Below are 15,019 nucleotides of genomic sequence, written 5' to 3'. Positions count from 1 at the left end.
TGAGCAGGGGGTCGTACGCCGAAAGACCTGGTGTACGGCCCCTGCGGCCGTCTGCGACCATGGACGGGTGAATGACATCCGGCGTGGCACGCTCAGCGAGGAGACCTTCTTCGACACGGTCGGCGGTGAGCCGACCTTCCGGCGGCTGGTGCACCTGTTCTACCAGGGCGTCGCCGAGGACGAGTTGCTGCGGCCGATGTACCCGGAGGGGGACCTCGGCCCGGCCGAGGAGCGGCTGGCCCTGTTCCTGATGCAGTACTGGGGCGGCCCGCGCACGTACAGCGAGGAGCGCGGCCACCCCCGGCTGCGGATGCGGCACGTTCCGTTCAGGGTGGACCGCGCCGCCCACGACGCCTGGCTCAAGCACATGCGCACGGCCGTGGACGGGCTGGACCTGCCGGCCGAGGCCGAGCAGCAGCTCTGGGACTACCTGACGTACGCCGCCGCCTCGATGATCAACACGGCGGGCTGATCACCACGGCCGGCTGATCACCGCAGGGGGCTGAGCCCCAGGCCGGCGCCCGGAGCGGCCACGCCGCGCACGGCGATCGAACCGGTCGGCGCGCTCAACCGCAGCCAGGCCCCGGCCCTGTGGACGGTGAGCGGCACGGCGGGCTTGAGGAAGCCCATCACGTACGCGGCGTGGGCGGCCCGCAGCGGGAGTTCCGGCACGGTGGCGAGCGGGCGGGACCAGATCTCGTCCGCGAGGGCGTCCAGGACGCTGCGGGTCCGGTGGTGCTCGGGCACCGCCTCGCTGCGCTCCCTGAACTCCCGGACGGCCGCCATCACCTCCGGGAACACCTCGAACGCCGGCGGTTCGGCGAGCAGCTGCCAGCCGGTACGCGGCGGCAGCAGGCCCGCCCAGGCGGGGCCGGTGACGGGAGCCGGCAGGGCGACCGTGTTGGCGTCGTCGTCCACGGCGTCCAGCAGCCGGCCCGCCGACACCGTGAGGTCCTCGGGGCCGCCGAACTCGGCCAGCCGCGCCGTGCGTACCGCCAGCGCCCCCGAGCCGCCCAGCGGCAGCCGCCCGAAGACGGCCAGCACCCCCTCGCCCTCGACCACCGAGGCGACGGCCTGAAGCCGGACCGAGGCCGCCCGGTCGAAGCGCAGCAGGCGGACCAGGAAGCCGGACAGGTCGGCGGCCTCCCCGGCGTCGGCGAGCAGGAGATGGGCGGTGGTGGTCAAAGGATCAGCTCACTCGGGGTGGGGGCGGTGCGGTTCAGACTGCGGCGACGGCCGGGACCTCGGCCATGCTGCGCTCATCCATGAAGCGGATGAGGAACGCCTTCTCCACGGGGCTGATCCGGCGCGGCCGGCCCTCGCCCAGGTCGTAGGGGACGACCACGGTGGAGGCCCGGACGTAGACCGTCTCGGTGCCGTCCTCGGCGGTGTCCTTGATCTCGTAGGAGACCGTCAGCGAGGCGCCGCCGATCTTGGTGACCCAGGTCTCGATGGTCACCGGCTCGGGCCGGTGGACCAGCGGGCGCTTGTAGTCGATCTCGTGGCGCGCGACCACCGAGCCGCCCGCGAACTCCCCGGCGCCGGCCTCGGCGGCCTGGGTGAACATGAAGTCGATCCGGGCCTCCTCCAGGTAGCGCAGGAAGACCACGTTGTTGACGTGCCCGAAGGCGTCCATGTCGGACCACCGCAGGGGGCAGGCGTAGATGTGGCGTGCCACGGGCGTTCTCCTCAACTTCTGAATAACTCCGCCGGTAACTTACGGGCGGCGGCCCGGCAGACCGCCCTGGGGGAAGCCTGCCGGGCCGTTGTTGCGCCGGTGTTGCGTGCACCTGTCGGTCGCACGCAGCTCAGCCGTCACAGCTGTCGCAGCCGTCAGCCGCGGGTCAGCTTCTTGTAGGTGGCGCGGTGCGGACGGGTGGCGTCGGCACCGAGTCGCTCGACCTTGTTCTTCTCGTACGACTCGAAGTTGCCCTCGAACCAGAACCACTTGCTCTCGCCCTCGTAGGCGAGGATGTGGGTGGCCACCCGGTCCAGGAACCAGCGGTCGTGGGAGATGACCACGGCGCAGCCCGGGAACTCGAGCAGGGCGTTCTCCAGCGAGGAGAGCGTCTCGACGTCGAGGTCGTTGGTCGGCTCGTCGAGGAGCAGCAGGTTGCCGCCCTGCTTGAGGGTGAGCGCGAGGTTGAGGCGGTTGCGCTCACCGCCGGAGAGGATGCCGGCCGGCTTCTGCTGGTCCGGGCCCTTGAAGCCGAACGCCGAGACGTAGGCGCGGGACGGCATCTCGACCTGGCCGACGTTGATCCAGTCGAGCTCGTCGGAGACGACGGCCCACAGGGTCTTCTTCGGGTCGATGTTGGCGCGGCCCTGGTCGACGTAGCTGGTCTTGACGGTCTCGCCGACCTTGATGCTGCCGCCGTCCGGGGTCTCCTCGCCGAGCAGCATCTTGAACAGCGTGGTCTTGCCAGCACCGTTCGGGCCGATGATGCCGACGATGCCGTTGCGCGGCAGGGTGAAGCTCAGGTCGTCGATCAGGACCTTCTCGCCGAAGGCCTTGGAGAGGTTGTTGACCTCGATGACGATGTTGCCCAGGCGCGGGCCCGGCGGGATCTGGATCTCCTCGAAGTCCAGCTTCCGCATCTTGTCGGCCTCGGCCGCCATCTCCTCGTAGCGGGCGAGGCGGGCCTTGGACTTGGCCTGGCGGCCCTTGGCGTTGGAGCGGACCCACTCCAGCTCTTCCCTGAGCCGCTTGGCGCGCTTGGCGTCCTTCTGGCCCTCGACCTTGAGACGGGACTGCTTGGTCTCGAGGTAGGTGGAGTAGTTGCCCTCGTACGGGTAGGCGCGGCCGCGGTCGAGCTCGAGGATCCACTCGGCGACGTTGTCCAGGAAGTACCGGTCGTGGGTCACGGCGACGACGGTGCCGGCGTACTTCTCGAGGTGCTGCTCCAGCCAGTTCACCGACTCGGCGTCGAGGTGGTTGGTGGGCTCGTCGAGGAGCAGGAGGTCGGGGGCCTCGAGCAGCAGCTTGCAGAGCGCCACCCGGCGCTTCTCGCCACCGGATAGCTTGGTGACCGGCCAGTCGCCGGGCGGGCAGCCCAGGGCGTCCATGGCCTGCTCCAGCTGGGCGTCGAGGTCCCAGGCGTTGGCGTGGTCCAGGTCCTCCTGGAGCTTGCCCATCTCGTCCAGCAGCGCGTCCGAGTAGTCGGTCGCCATCAGCTCGGCGATCTCGTTGAAGCGGTTGAGCTTCCCCTTGATCTCCTTGACGCCGTCCTCGACGTTCTCCAGGACCGTCTTGGTCTCGTCGAGCGGGGGCTCCTGGAGGAGCATGCCGACGGTGTAGCCGGGCGAGATGTAGGCCTCGCCGTTGGAGGGCTGCTCCAGACCGGCCATCATCTTCAGCACGGTGGACTTACCGGCGCCGTTGGGGCCGACGACGCCGATCTTCGCCCCGGGGAGGAAGTTGAGCGTCACGTCGTCAAGGATGACCTTGTCGCCGTGTGCCTTGCGCACCTTGCGCATGGTGTAGATGAATTCCGCCACGTGAGATCGCTCCGGCGTCGTCGTGAGTATTCGGGCTGCAACCTTTCCATTGTGCCGCACTGCGCCCGGGCTCCCGAACGGCCGTCGCCGTACCGGGCGCCGTACGACGCGAGCCGGCCCCGTCCTTCGCGGGTGCGAGGGACGGGGCCGGCTCGGTCGGTCGGACGGTCAGCCCGAGGTCAGACCATCAGAGCGAGGTCGGACCGTCAGCCGGGTCAGGCCGAGGTGCGGCTGTGGCGGCCGCGGCGGCGCAGGGCGAAGACCGCCGCTCCACCGGCGATCACCAGCGCACCGGCGATACCGGCCAGCACCGGGGTCTCGCTGCCGCCACCGGTGGTGGCCAGGCCGCCGCCGGTCGTGGTGCCGGGGGTACCGGTGGTCGGGGTGGGCGTGGTGGTGGTGCTGTCGGTCTTGCAGTTCAGGACGCCCTTGAACTGCTGCTTGAAGCCGTTGGGGCCGGTGACGGTGATGTCGTACGGCTGGTCCTCGCCGACCTTGACCGGGACGCTCTGGGTGGCGCCCGGCTTCACGGTCACGGACTTGCCGGCCAGGGTGAAGGTGTAGTCCTGGTCGCCATTGTTGGTCGCGGTGACCACCACGGCGCCCTGGACGCAGTCGACCTTGGCGGTCACGGCCGGGATCGGGCCGGTGGGCGCCCAGTTGACGGTGACGCCCGCGGTGGCCGGGACCGGCTCGGAGCCCGCGAGGATCAGGGTCTGGCTGTGCTTGCCCTCGGCGTTCACACCGGTGAAGGCGCGGCCGATCGCCACCTCGGCGGAGGTGGTGGCCTTGATGGTGGCGGAACCGGGGTTCGCGCCCGCCGGGGCCTTGGCGTAGATCTGGTCACCGGACTTGGCGGACTTGACCGCCTTGCCCGCCTTGTCGGTGATGGCCAGGCCGGCCTTCGTCCCGGCCTCGTCCAGCGCCAGGGCCACCGAGGAACCGTTGGTGGTCACGGTGATCGGGCCGAGCAGAGCGCCGCTCTTGCCCGAGACCGCCGCGGGGTTGAGGGTGAGGGTCGGCTTCGGCTCCTCCAGCTTGATCGCGTGCCCGATCAGGTAGTCGGTGAGCTGACGCGCCTCCGCGTCCTCCGGGACGGCGTTCGCACCGTCGGAGAAGTGCCAGATGGCGGCCTGGGTGCCGGCGGCCGCGTCCTCCTTCGACAGGCCCTCGATCTTGGTGTCCTTGGCCAGCTGCTCGGCGCTCACCTTGGGGAAGGAGTGCTGCAGGATCCAGAGGATCTTGCCGGCCTGCTCGGGCTTGCCCGCCAGGGAGCTCGACTCCCAGCCGGTCTCCTGGTAGACCGCGCTCGGCTTGGTGCCGTTGAACAGGTCGATGCAGTAGGTGTCGAGAAGCTTGTCGCCGTCGGTCTTGAGCTGGATGATGCCGCCCTGGACCGTCTTGTCGCCGATCTTGATCGTCTCGCTGTAGCGGACACCGGGCACCAGCACCCCGGTCGCGCCCGTAGCACTCGGGCTCGCGGCAGCCGCCGCACCCGCGGTTGCGAGACCGCCGACCACGACCATGCCCGACGCGAGCATGACAGTGGCTATGCGGGAGAGAGCCCGCCCCTGCTTGTGGAACATGAATGATCCCTCCGGGCTGGGCCGTGCCGATGGCAGCCCGCCTGCAAAGCGGCACCCCCTGTGGCGCCGCTGCACTTGTGTGAACCAGACGCATCTTATTGACCGGCAGGCCCCCGCAAACCTCCATGCCAAACCAGGACAGTTCCGTATCTATATCGTTATCAAACAGGTGATCATTGGATCTAGTTGACGGATCACCAGATTCTCACGGGCAATCATGAGGCTTTGGCCGCCCTGCACTCCCGGCGACCGGAAGTGCCGCGGGAAGGCGCCTCGCTCACTCAAGCGGCGCCGACACGGTCCGTACGCGCAATGTCCTCACGATCTGCTCCCACCGTCTGCGCAACGCAGGCCACTTCGGACACCTCGGCCACCTCGGGTGCGGTTGCTCCGGCCGCCTCCGGCGCGCGCCTCGCTTCGACCGCCGCGACGATCCAGTCGGGCACCGCCTGCTCCACGGCGGGCAGCACCCGCTCCACCGAGGACCCGGCAGGCAGCGCCGGCACCTCCTCCCGCCCCGAACGCCCCGCCACGAGCTCGGGTTTGGCCTGTACCGCCCAGCGGAAGGCCGAGGTACCGCGCGCAAGATCGTGACCGACGGCCCGCGCGTCGATCTCCACCGTGCAGCGCCGCCGGTCCTCGTCGCCCCACTCTCTGATACGCAGTCGGCCGCTGACGACCACCGGGTCGCCCTTGTTCACCGAACTCACCACGTTGGTCGCCAACCAGCGCCAGGCCACCACCGTCACCCAGTTCGTGTCGCCGTCCACCCAGTCGCCTTTACCCCGGTCGTAACGGCGCTCCGTCGCCGCCATCCGGAAGTTCGCCACGGGCACTCCGGCGGGCGTTTGCGCATAGCTCACCGCCGAAGCGACATTGCCGACCATCGTCACCAGGGTCTCGTTCACGGAACACCCTCCGTCCATCAGGAATCACCGAGCGAAATCGCCGCGGTGAGGAGAGAGTGCCGGTGAAGGAAAATATCCGCCAGGCCATTCGGTAATCCTGTGGACAACTCGCGGCTGTGGATAACTCGCATCACTCACCGGAGTGAATCCTGGGTGGATTTCGTTACCCCAGAACCAGAGAATCTCCGAGGTCATGACAACTTTCGGGCCCCCGAGCCCCTGCGTCCGAGCCCCGTACGGGTGGCCGGCGAGCACATCCGGCCATGTCATCCGACCGAACGAACCCATATCCGCCCCCACCCGCCCGGGCGGCGGGCGATTCTCCGCACCGAATCCATAACGGGTGGGGCGACAGCCCCGTAACGACTGCACAACGTCCGGCGCCAGAAGCCGCCAGACCGCTGCAGGCCCGGCCGCCACCTGCGATTATCGGACCGCTCCACCGAGGCCGACACACCCGGCAAGACGGCTGAAGGCCCGGCGGAGTATCGGGTCACCCTTATCCTGTCCCGGAACATCCTGCCGCGGACAGGCCGAGGGGAACACCAACCCCATCCGTACCCAACGGGGCCAGGCTCCGGTCGCCACCGTGCGCCCGCAGGCAGGCCCCGCCGGCAGACCCCTCAGGCCGGCCGACGCCCTCCCGGGCCGATGCCCGTCATGCCCCCATAGCTCAGCGGATAGAGCACCCGCCTTCTAAGCGGTAGGTCGCAGGTTCGAATCCTGCTGGGGGCACCACCACAGTCCGGGCGCACGTCGGCGCCGCCGTTCACAGCGCGGCGAGATACCCGTCCAGCAGCTCGGCCTGCCGAGCCGCGGGGAACTCCCCGGGCGCGAAGAGCGCCTGCACCACCAGGCCGAGCACGAAGCCCTGCACGGCGGCCGCCACCTCCTCGGCGGGCTTCTCCAGGGACAGCTCCCCCAGCCGCTGGGCGTCGGCGACGTGCCCGGCGATCCGCTCGCGCGAGCGGCGGTACCGCTCGGCATGCTCGGCCGCCAGCTCCGGATCGGCCAGTGCCACGTCCCATGACCCGACCCAGATCCGGTTGCTCGCCGCGTTCTCGGGCGTGAGCGGCAGGGCGTCCAGCAGCACGGCCCGCAGCATCGCCAACCCCGCGACGGCGCCGTCACCTGGCGTTCCGCCGGCCAGCACGCTCTCGGCGGCGGGGCGCGGGCGGTCCGCCGTTCGCCGCTCCAGGACGTCCAGCGCGTACGCCAGCAGCGCCCGCTTGTTCGGGAAGTAGTGCGTGAGCAACCCGGTGGTCGCGCTCATCTCGGCGGCCACCGCGCGCAGGGTCAGCCCGCCGAAGCCGCGCTCGGCCAGCACCCGCCACACCGCCTCCGAGACCTCGATCCGGCGTGCGTCATGGTCTCCACGGGCAGGCGTCATGGGCGCTATGGTACCTACCAAACGTTTGTTATGTATCTACCCCGATCCGCCGACGGAGGCCCCGTGTACGCGATACCGCTCGCCGAGGACGCCGAGCTGCGCCCGCTCGAACCCTGGCAGGCTGCCGAGTTCCTGGCCCACATCGACCGCGCACGCCCCAACACCGACCCCTGGATCCCGTGGGCCTCCCGCTCCACCGACCTCGAGTCGGCCCGCGCCACGCTGCAGCTCTTCGCCGACAAGCAAGCGTCCGACACCGGCCGGATCTTCGGCATCTGGCACGCCGGCGCGCTGGTCGGCGGCGTGATGTTCGTGCACTTCGACACGGCGTCGGGCAATTGTGAGATCGGCGTCTGGACGGAGCCGGCCGGCGAGGGCCGCGGCCTGGTCAGCGCCGCCGTCCGCCATCTGATCGACTACGCACTGATCGAACGCGGAATGCACCGCGTCGAGTGGTTCAACAGCACCCTCAACGCCCGCAGCCGGGCCGTCGCCGAGCGCATGGGCATGCAGCTGGACGGCGTGCTGCGCGAGTACTTCCCCCACAACGGAATCCGGCACGACAAGGAGGTCTGGTCGATGCTGGCCGAGGAGTGGCGCAAAACCAGGTGACACCGGGGGCCCTGGTGTGGAGGATCGGCAGCTGACGACCCGTCGAAGGAGCGCAGATGGCCCAGCATCGCACCGTACCCGCACTGTTCCCGCCGCCGGGCTACGCCCACACCGCGGTGGTGGAGCCGGGTGAGCGGCTGGCCTTCCTGGCCGGGGCGGTGCCGCTGGACGCCGACGGCAAGCTGGTCGGGCCGGGCGACTTCGCCGCCCAGGCCCGCCAGGTGCTGGCCAACCTGGAGACGGCGCTGGACTCCGTCGGCAGCAGCCTGCCGCTCGTGGTCGCGAGCACGGTCTACGTCGTCGCCGACGCACCGGGCCCGCTCTCCGAGGTCTGGGACGTGGTGAACGCCTCCGGCCTGGCCGCCGGGCCGCACACCTCCACCCTGCTCGGTGTCGCCTGCCTCGGCTACACCGGGCAGTTGGTGGAGATCACAGTCACCGCCGTGGTCCCGGGGGCGGCCGCTGTGGAAGGGTGAGGCCCGACCCCGAGCTTCCCGGAGGCACCCCTTGCCCCAGCATGTCGACACCGGTGTGGCCGGCCTGCGCGCGTTCGTCGAGGACGGCGGTGTCGCCACCCTCGTCCTGGACCGCCCCGAGCGCCGCAACGCCGTCACCCTCGCGATGTGGCAGGGCCTCCCCCGGGTACTGGACCGCCTCGCGGTGCTCCCGTCCGTCCGGGCCCTGCTGGTGACCGGCGCCGGCCGGACCTTCAGCGCGGGCGCCGACATCGGCGAACTCGCCGAGGTGTACGCCGATCCGCAGCGGGCCGACGCCTACCACGCGGACAACGTCGCGGCGGAGGAGGCGCTGGCCGCCTTTCCGCACCCCACCATCGCGGTGGTGCACGGCTTCTGCGTGGGCGGCGGCTGCCAACTGGCCGTCGCCTGCGACCTGCGCTTCGTCTCCGAGGGCGCCCGGATGGGCATCACCCCGGCCAAGCTCGGCGTGGTCTACCCGGCGGTCCCCACCGTGCGGCTGGCCCGCCTGGTCGGTCCGGCCCGCGCCAAGTACCTGCTCTTCTCCGGCGAGTTGGTGACCGGCCGCCAGGCCGAGGTGTTCGGCCTGGCGGACGAGGTGCTGGTGAACACCGAACTCGACGCCCGGGCCATGGAGTTCGCCCGCCTGCTGGCCCGGCGCTCCCCGCAGACCATCGGCGCGGTCAAGGCCGCGCTGGCCGGTCCGTTGGAGGACGCGCAGGCGGCACTGGCCCCCTGGGAGCGCAAGTCCCGCCTGGCGCCCGACGTCCGGGAGGGCCTGGCGGCCTTCCTGGAACAGCGCGAGCCCCGCTTCTGAGCGGGCCGGACAGGGCCTACCGGATCGGCATCCCCGAGATGGTGCGGGCGATGACCAGCCGCTGGATCTCGCTGGTGCCCTCGAAGATGGTGTAGATGGCGCTGTCCCGGTGCATCCGCTCCACCGGGTACTCCCGGGTGTAGCCGTTGCCGCCGAGGATCTGCATCGCCTGCGCCGTCACCCACTTCGCCGTCTCGCCCGCGTACAGCTTGGACATCGAGCCCTCGGCCGAGGTGAACGGCTGGTTGTTGGCGGCCATCCAGGAGGCGCGCCAGACCAGCAGCCGGGAGGCGTCGATCCGGGTCTTCATGTCGGCGAGCGTGAAGGCCACGCCCTGGTTGTCGATGATCGGACGGCCGAACTGCACCCGGGTCTTGGCGTAGTCGAGGGCGACCTCGTACGCGGCACGGGCGATGCCGATCGCCTGGGCGCCGACAGCCGGACGGGAGGCCTCGAAGGTGGCCATCGCGGCGTTCTTGCCCGAGGTTCCGCGCGTTCCCTCGCGCGCCCGGGCGAGCCGCTCGTCCAGCTTCTCCTTGCCGCCGAGCAGACAGTGCCCGGGCACCCGGACGTTGTCCAGCACCACCTCGGCGGTGTGCGAGGCACGGATGCCGTGCTTCTTGAACTTCTGCCCCTGCGACAGGCCGGCCGTGCCCGGCGGCACCACGAAGGAGGCCTGGCCGCGCGCGCCGAGCGCGGGGTCGACGGTGGCCACCACCACGTGCACCGAGGCGATTCCGCCGTTGGTCGCCCAGGTCTTGGTGCCATTGAGGACCCACTCGTCCTTGGCCTCGTCGTAGACGGCCCGGGTGCGCAGCGCCGAGACGTCCGAGCCCGCGTCCGGCTCCGAGGAGCAGAAGGCGGCGACCTTGATGTCGTCCGGGGTGCCGAACATCTGCGGCGCCCAGGTGCCGATCTGCTCGTCCGTCCCGTTGGCCAGGACGGCGACGGCCGCCAGCGTCGTGCCGACGATGGCGAGGCCGATGCCGGCGTCGCCCCAGAACAGCTCCTCCATGGCGATCGGGATGCCGACGCCCGAGGGGTCGAAGTACTGCTGGGCGTAGAAGTCCAGCGAGTAGATGCCGATCTTGGCCGCCTCCTGGATGATCGGCCAGGGGGTCTCCTCGCGCTCGTCCCACTCGGCGGCGGCCGGGCGCATCACATCGGCCGCGAAGCCGTGCAGCCAGTCGCGGACGGCGAGCTGGTCCGCGCCCGGGTCAAGGGAGAAGGTGCTCATTGGTGCGTGCCTCCGGTCAGGGGGTGCGGGCAGCCGCCCACGCCACAGGGGTGTTACCTTCGGTAACACCCCTGAGTCTGCTACTCATTGGTAACGCATGTCAACGCCCGCAGCGAGGAGTACCACCGTGTCCGGCCCTGCCACCCCAGCCTCCGGCGAACCCCGCCGCGAGCAGCTGCTCAACGCCGCCGACCGGGTCATCCAGCGCGAGGGCCCCGGCGCGAGCATGAACGCGATCGCCGCCGAGGCGGGCATCACCAAGCCCATCCTCTACCGGCACTTCGGCGACCGGAACGGCCTGATCCGCGCCCTGACGGAGCGCCACACCAGCGGCCTGCTGGCCGCCGTACGGGCCGCGCTCAACGAACCGCTGGAGCGCCGCGACCGGGTCGAGCACGTACTGGACACCTACCTCGCGGCCATCGAGGCCCGCCCGCAGGTGTACCGCCTGCTGACCCACCCCGAGCCGGGCGACCCGACCGGCGCGGGCAACGCACTGGCGCCCGCGCTCAAGCAGATCGCCGAGGAGCTCACCAAGGCCGTCCGGGCCGAGGTCGACCTGGGGGCGGACGGCCGGCTGCTCTCCGAGACCTGGGGGCGGGCCATCACCGGGATGGTGCTGGCGGCCGGCGACTGGTGGCTGGACCAACAGCCCTGCCCCCGGGCCCGGATGGTGCAGGCGCTGGCGGACCTGCTCTGGGGGCGCCTGGCGGCGGCGGCCGCACTGCCCCGGTCGGTCGCGCCGTCGGCCACCGATTGAACATGAGCTTGGCTCACCTCTTGTGCGGCGTATGACGGTGCGGCAGGATCGGCGCTCACCACCCTCCTCCGGCCTTCTCCGAGGTGCATCGTGCGTGTCCGCCGTACCGCTGCCGCCCTGTTCCTGGCCACCGCAGCCGCCGTCAGCGGCACCGCCGTACCGGCCGGGGCGGCCGACCATCAGGCCGAGAGCCGGCACCGGCAGCCGCTCTTCCCGGCCGGCGCCACGACCACTGCGGACGGGCGCACCGTCCTCACCGACACCGCCGGCCGGGCGCTGCACCTGCGCGGCTTCAACGTCGACAAGTACGGCGAGACCACCGAGGCGGACCTCAGGTCCATCGCCGCCCACGGCTTCACCCTGATCCGGGTGGCGGTCTCCTGGACCCGCCTTGAACCCGCCCGGGGCCACTACGACCAGGCCGAGCTGGCCAAGCTGCACCACGTGCTCGACTGGGCGGAGCGGTACGGGCTGCTGGCCGTCGTCGACTTCCACCAGGACGTGTACGGGCCGAAGTTCGGCGGCGGCGACCGCGGGATCCCGGTCTGGGCGACGCGGGACGACGACCTGCCCTTCGTCCCCGACCCGGACGACTGGTTCGCCGGCTACTTCCAACCCGCCGTCCAGGCCGCCTTCCGGCACCTCTACGACGACCCGGACCTGCGGCGGTGGCAGACCGACTTCTACACCCGGATCGCCCGCGAACTCCGCGGCCACCGCTCACTGCTGGGCTACGACCTGTTCAACGAGCCGTTCGGACCGGTCGACGGCGACCCGAGCGACCCGGCCGTCCTGGTGCGCGCCTCCGCCGAGTTGGAGAGCGGCCGCCTCGCCGCGATGTACCGGCGGCTGATCGCGGCGGTGCGCGAGGCCGACAGCCGCTCCTGGCTGTTCGTCGAACCCACCGTGCTCGTGGGCCAGGGAGTGCCGACCCGGCTGCCCGCCTTCACCGACCCCCGGCCCGGCGCCGCCCGCTTGGGCTACGCGCCGCACTTCTACGACACCTCGGTCGAGGCAGGACGGGACTGGGACCCCTCGAACGGCTTCGTCGAGAACTACACGGCCGCCGTCACCGCCTACCCGCAGGCCAACCGGCTGCCGGTGCTGGTCGGCGAGTGGGGCCCGCCGAACTCGCGTACGCCGGGCAACACCGAGCTGGTGAAGCGGCAGGTCGCCGCGATGTCGGGCTTCGCCGGCGGGTGGACGATGTGGTACTGGTGCCAGGGCAGTGGCGGCTACTGCGTGCTGGGCCCGGACGGCAGGCCGGCGCCCGGCGAGGAGCCCGCCTTCGGGCCGTACGCCGCCGCGGTCGCGGGCCTGCCCGTCACGGAGTCGGACCACGCCGGTGCCTACACGCTCACCTTCACCGCGAGCGGCACCGGCGGCTGGACCGAGCTGGTGCTGCCGGGCACCGCCTACCCGAACGGCGCGAGGGTGAGCGTCAGCGGGGCCAGGGCCTCGGTGGTGCAGATCGAGCAACCGCACGGCGACCGGGCCGGTCTGGCCCGGGTACTGCTGCCGATCGTCCGCCCGGGGGCACGGATCACGCTGACGCTCACCCACCGATAGGTAGTTGCACTGTCCAGGGGCGCGGGGAACTGCGCGAAACGGTGGGGCACAGGCCGGTGCCTCCCGCCACGCCCATTTTCCCCGCGCCCCTGAGACCGGCGGAGCCTAGAGCAGGCCCCGGCGGGCGAGCAGCGGCTCGATCTCCGGGTCGCGGCCGACCACGGCCCGGAAGCACTCGAGCGCGTCGACGCTGCCGCCCCGGGAGAGCAGCCCGGCCCGGAAGGTCTCGCCGCTCTCCCGCACCGTACGGCCGTTGCTGCCGAACCACTCGACGGTGTCGGCGTCCAGCACCTCGGACCAGATGTAGGCGTAGTACCCGGCGCTGTAGTCGTTCGAGAAGATGTGGCTGAAGTACGTGGTGCGGTAGCGCGGCGGGATAGCCGGCACGGCCAGCCCGGCCTCGGCGAGCGCGGCGGCCTCGAACTCCTGGGCGTCGGCGATCTCCTGTCCGGCGGGCACGCTGTGCCAGGCCCAGTCGAGCAGCGCGGCCGCCAGGTACTCGACGGTGCGGAAGCCCTGGCCGAAGTTCTCGGCGGCCCCCATCCGCGCGACCAGCTCGGCCGGCAGCGGCTCACCGGTCAGGTGGTGCTTGGCGTAGTTGGCCAGGACCTCGGGCCGGACCATCCACATCTCGTTGACCTGGGACGGGAACTCCACGAAGTCGCGGGGCACCTCCGTACCGGAGAACAGCGGGTAGCGGACGTCGGAGAAGAGCCCGTGCAGGGCGTGGCCGAACTCGTGGAACAGCGTGCGCACCTCGTCCCAGGTCAGCAGGACGGGCTCGCCGGGCGCCGGGCTGGCGATGTTGAGGTTGTTGACCACCACCGGGCGCTTGCCCAGCAGCTCCGACTGCTGCACCAGTTCGTTCATCCAGGCCCCGCCGCCCTTGGAGTCGCGGGCGTGGAAGTCGCCGAGGAAGAGGCCGAGCGAGCTGCCGTCCGCCTCGAACACCTCGAAGACCCGGGCGTCGGGGTGGTACCCCGTCAGGTCGGGCCGCTCGGTGAAGGTCAGGCCGTAGGCCAGCCCGGCGGCGAAGAACACACCGTCGTGCAGCACCCGTTCGAGCTCGAAGTAGGGGCGCAGCACCGAGGCATCCAGGTCGTAGGAGGCCTGGCGGACGCGCTCCGAGTAGTAGGCCCAGTCGTGTGCCGCGAGCTCGCCGACGCCGTCGGCGGCAGCGGCCTCGGCAAGCTCGGCGGCCTCGCGCCCGGCGTTCTCGACCGCGGCCGGGACCAGGCGGGCCAGCATGGCGGAGACCGCCTCGACGCTGCCGGCGGTCTCGTCGGCGACCACGTACGCGGCGTGGCTCGGGTAGCCGAGCAGGGCGGCGCGCTCGGCGCGCAGTGCGGCCAGCCGGATCGCCAGCGGGCCGTTGGTCGCCACCGCGCGGCCGAGCGAGGCCTCCAGCAGACGGGCCCGCACGGCGCGGTCGGTGAGCTGGGCGAGCTGGGACTGGTTGGAGAAGTTCTTCAGGCTCAGGACGTACTTGTCGTCGTGGCCGAGCACCCGGCCGTTCTCGGCGGCGGCGGCGATCGCGTCGGGCGACAGCCCGTCGAGCTCCTCGGGGCTGTCCAGCACGAGGGCGCGGGCCCGGGTGTCCGCGAGCACGTTCTGCCGGAAGGCGGTCGCGTCCGAGGCCAGTTGGGCGTTGATCTCGCGCAGGCGCTGCTGGTCGGCGGCGGACAGCCGGGCACCGGCCCGGACGAACCGGGTGTGGTAGCGCTCCAGCAGGCGGAGGGCCTGGGCGTCGAGACCGAGCGAGTCGCGGGCCTCGTACAGGGCCCGGACCCGCGCGTAGAGCTCGGGGTCGAGGTGGATCGCGTCGGCGTGCGCGGCAAGCCTGGGGCTCAGCTCCGCGTCCAGCTCCTGGACGGCGGGCGTGGTGTCGGAGGAGTTCTGGTTGTCGAAGACCAGCTGGACCCGGCGGAGCAGCGCGCCCGAACGCTCCAGTGCGACCACGGTGTTGTCGAAGGTCGGCGCCTGGGGATCGGCCGTGATGGCGGCGATCTCGGCGAGCTGGTCCGCCATGCCGCGCTCGAAGGCGGGCAGGTAGTGCTCTTCCCGGATCTCGGCGAAGGGCGGCAGTTCGTGGACCAGGGTGCTGGGCGCGAAGAAGGGATTGTCGCTCATTTTTCCGACCATAGACCCTTCGTCAATCGGTGGTGG

General features: G+C 71.2%; 14 protein-coding genes and 1 tRNA gene. 7 read left to right on the top strand and 8 right to left on the bottom strand.

All coding sequences use genetic code 11. The features are described from left to right. The first annotated feature begins 67 nt into the window (after positions 1 to 67). Positions 68 to 472, top strand: coding sequence for a globin (locus tag FB465_RS25155; RefSeq protein WP_145794082.1), 405 nt, complete (start codon positions 68 to 70; stop codon positions 470 to 472). Positions 473 to 489: 17 nt separating this feature from the next. On the opposite strand, the gene FB465_RS25150 is transcribed toward FB465_RS25155, so the two are convergent. The 5 genes from FB465_RS25150 to FB465_RS25130 form a co-directional block, all read right to left on the bottom strand. Then, entirely contained in the window at positions 490 to 1,185 is a 696-nt protein-coding gene (locus tag FB465_RS25150; protein ID WP_145794080.1) for a DUF8185 domain-containing protein, read from the bottom strand. Between the two features lie 34 nt (positions 1,186 to 1,219). Next, positions 1,220 to 1,678: an acyl-CoA thioesterase gene (locus FB465_RS25145; RefSeq protein ID WP_145794078.1), complete on the bottom strand. Its 459-nt coding sequence runs from the start codon at positions 1,676 to 1,678 to the stop codon at positions 1,220 to 1,222. Positions 1,679 to 1,833: 155 nt separating this feature from the next. Next, positions 1,834 to 3,498 carry an energy-dependent translational throttle protein EttA gene (gene ettA, locus FB465_RS25140; RefSeq protein WP_145794077.1) on the bottom strand — a complete coding sequence of 555 codons (1,665 nt, stop codon included), beginning with the start codon at positions 3,496 to 3,498 and terminating at the stop codon, positions 1,834 to 1,836. Between the two features lie 215 nt (positions 3,499 to 3,713). Next, positions 3,714 to 5,084: a Cys-Gln thioester bond-forming surface protein gene (locus FB465_RS25135; protein ID WP_145794075.1), complete on the bottom strand. Its 1,371-nt coding sequence runs from the start codon at positions 5,082 to 5,084 to the stop codon at positions 3,714 to 3,716. A gap of 281 nt (positions 5,085 to 5,365) precedes the next feature. Further along, positions 5,366 to 5,992 carry a single-stranded DNA-binding protein gene (locus FB465_RS25130; RefSeq protein ID WP_145794073.1) on the bottom strand — a complete coding sequence of 209 codons (627 nt, stop codon included), beginning with the start codon at positions 5,990 to 5,992 and terminating at the stop codon, positions 5,366 to 5,368. Positions 5,993 to 6,654: 662 nt separating this feature from the next. On the opposite strand from FB465_RS25130, the gene FB465_RS25125 reads away from it, so the two are divergent. Next, positions 6,655 to 6,730 (top strand) — tRNA-Arg (locus tag FB465_RS25125). A 31-nt stretch (positions 6,731 to 6,761) separates the two neighbouring features. Here FB465_RS25125 and FB465_RS25120 read toward each other — a convergent pair. Then, positions 6,762 to 7,382 carry a TetR/AcrR family transcriptional regulator gene (locus FB465_RS25120; RefSeq protein WP_145794072.1) on the bottom strand — a complete coding sequence of 207 codons (621 nt, stop codon included), beginning with the start codon at positions 7,380 to 7,382 and terminating at the stop codon, positions 6,762 to 6,764. A 63-nt stretch (positions 7,383 to 7,445) separates the two neighbouring features. Between FB465_RS25120 and FB465_RS25115 the strand changes: the two genes are divergently transcribed. Genes FB465_RS25115 through FB465_RS25105 form a run of 3 tightly spaced genes read left to right on the top strand, consistent with a single transcriptional unit; the run spans position 7,446 to position 9,287 of the window. Then, a complete protein-coding gene (locus FB465_RS25115; protein WP_145794070.1) occupies positions 7,446 to 7,994 on the top strand; it encodes a GNAT family N-acetyltransferase in 549 nt (182 codons plus the stop codon). A 56-nt stretch (positions 7,995 to 8,050) separates the two neighbouring features. Next, positions 8,051 to 8,470 (top strand): RidA family protein, encoded by a 420-nt coding sequence (locus FB465_RS25110; RefSeq protein ID WP_145794069.1) that lies wholly within the window; start codon positions 8,051 to 8,053, stop codon positions 8,468 to 8,470. Between the two features lie 31 nt (positions 8,471 to 8,501). Beyond that, positions 8,502 to 9,287, top strand: coding sequence for an enoyl-CoA hydratase/isomerase family protein (locus FB465_RS25105; protein WP_246192822.1), 786 nt, complete (start codon positions 8,502 to 8,504; stop codon positions 9,285 to 9,287). A 16-nt stretch (positions 9,288 to 9,303) separates the two neighbouring features. Here FB465_RS25105 and FB465_RS25100 read toward each other — a convergent pair whose 3' ends face one another. Next, a complete protein-coding gene (locus tag FB465_RS25100) occupies positions 9,304 to 10,524 on the bottom strand; it encodes an acyl-CoA dehydrogenase family protein (protein WP_145794067.1) in 1,221 nt (406 codons plus the stop codon). Positions 10,525 to 10,621: 97 nt separating this feature from the next. Here FB465_RS25100 and FB465_RS25095 point away from each other — a divergent pair, with 97 nt between their 5' ends. Together FB465_RS25095 and FB465_RS25090 are read left to right on the top strand one after the other, a co-directional pair. Then, positions 10,622 to 11,284: a TetR family transcriptional regulator gene (locus tag FB465_RS25095; protein ID WP_145794065.1), complete on the top strand. Its 663-nt coding sequence runs from the start codon at positions 10,622 to 10,624 to the stop codon at positions 11,282 to 11,284. 90 nt (positions 11,285 to 11,374) lie between these two features. Continuing rightward, positions 11,375 to 12,853, top strand: coding sequence for a cellulase family glycosylhydrolase (locus FB465_RS25090; RefSeq protein ID WP_145794064.1), 1,479 nt, complete (start codon positions 11,375 to 11,377; stop codon positions 12,851 to 12,853). Positions 12,854 to 12,958: 105 nt separating this feature from the next. Here FB465_RS25090 and FB465_RS25085 read toward each other — a convergent pair whose 3' ends face one another. Beyond that, positions 12,959 to 14,983 carry a M3 family metallopeptidase gene (locus FB465_RS25085; RefSeq protein ID WP_145794062.1) on the bottom strand — a complete coding sequence of 675 codons (2,025 nt, stop codon included), beginning with the start codon at positions 14,981 to 14,983 and terminating at the stop codon, positions 12,959 to 12,961. Positions 14,984 to 15,019: the final 36 nt, after the last annotated feature.

Source organism: Kitasatospora atroaurantiaca (genome assembly GCF_007828955.1).
In the GTDB taxonomy this organism is placed as follows: Bacteria; Actinomycetota; Actinomycetes; order Streptomycetales; family Streptomycetaceae; genus Kitasatospora; species Kitasatospora atroaurantiaca.
The sequence above is the reverse complement of the archived record's forward strand: the minus strand, read 5'-3'. Positions and strand labels throughout refer to the sequence as shown.

Coding starts and splice junctions, on each gene's coding strand:
- FB465_RS25110 (WP_145794069.1), top strand. CDS start 8,051: ATGGCCCAGCATCGCACCGTACCCGCACTGTTCCCGCCGCCGGGCTAC.
- FB465_RS25120 (WP_145794072.1), bottom strand. CDS start 7,382: ATGACGCCTGCCCGTGGAGACCATGACGCACGCCGGATCGAGGTCTCG.
- FB465_RS25135 (WP_145794075.1), bottom strand. CDS start 5,084: ATGTTCCACAAGCAGGGGCGGGCTCTCTCCCGCATAGCCACTGTCATG.
- FB465_RS25095 (WP_145794065.1), top strand. CDS start 10,622: ATGTCAACGCCCGCAGCGAGGAGTACCACCGTGTCCGGCCCTGCCACC.
- FB465_RS25100 (WP_145794067.1), bottom strand. CDS start 10,524: ATGAGCACCTTCTCCCTTGACCCGGGCGCGGACCAGCTCGCCGTCCGC.
- FB465_RS25085 (WP_145794062.1), bottom strand. CDS start 14,983: ATGAGCGACAATCCCTTCTTCGCGCCCAGCACCCTGGTCCACGAACTG.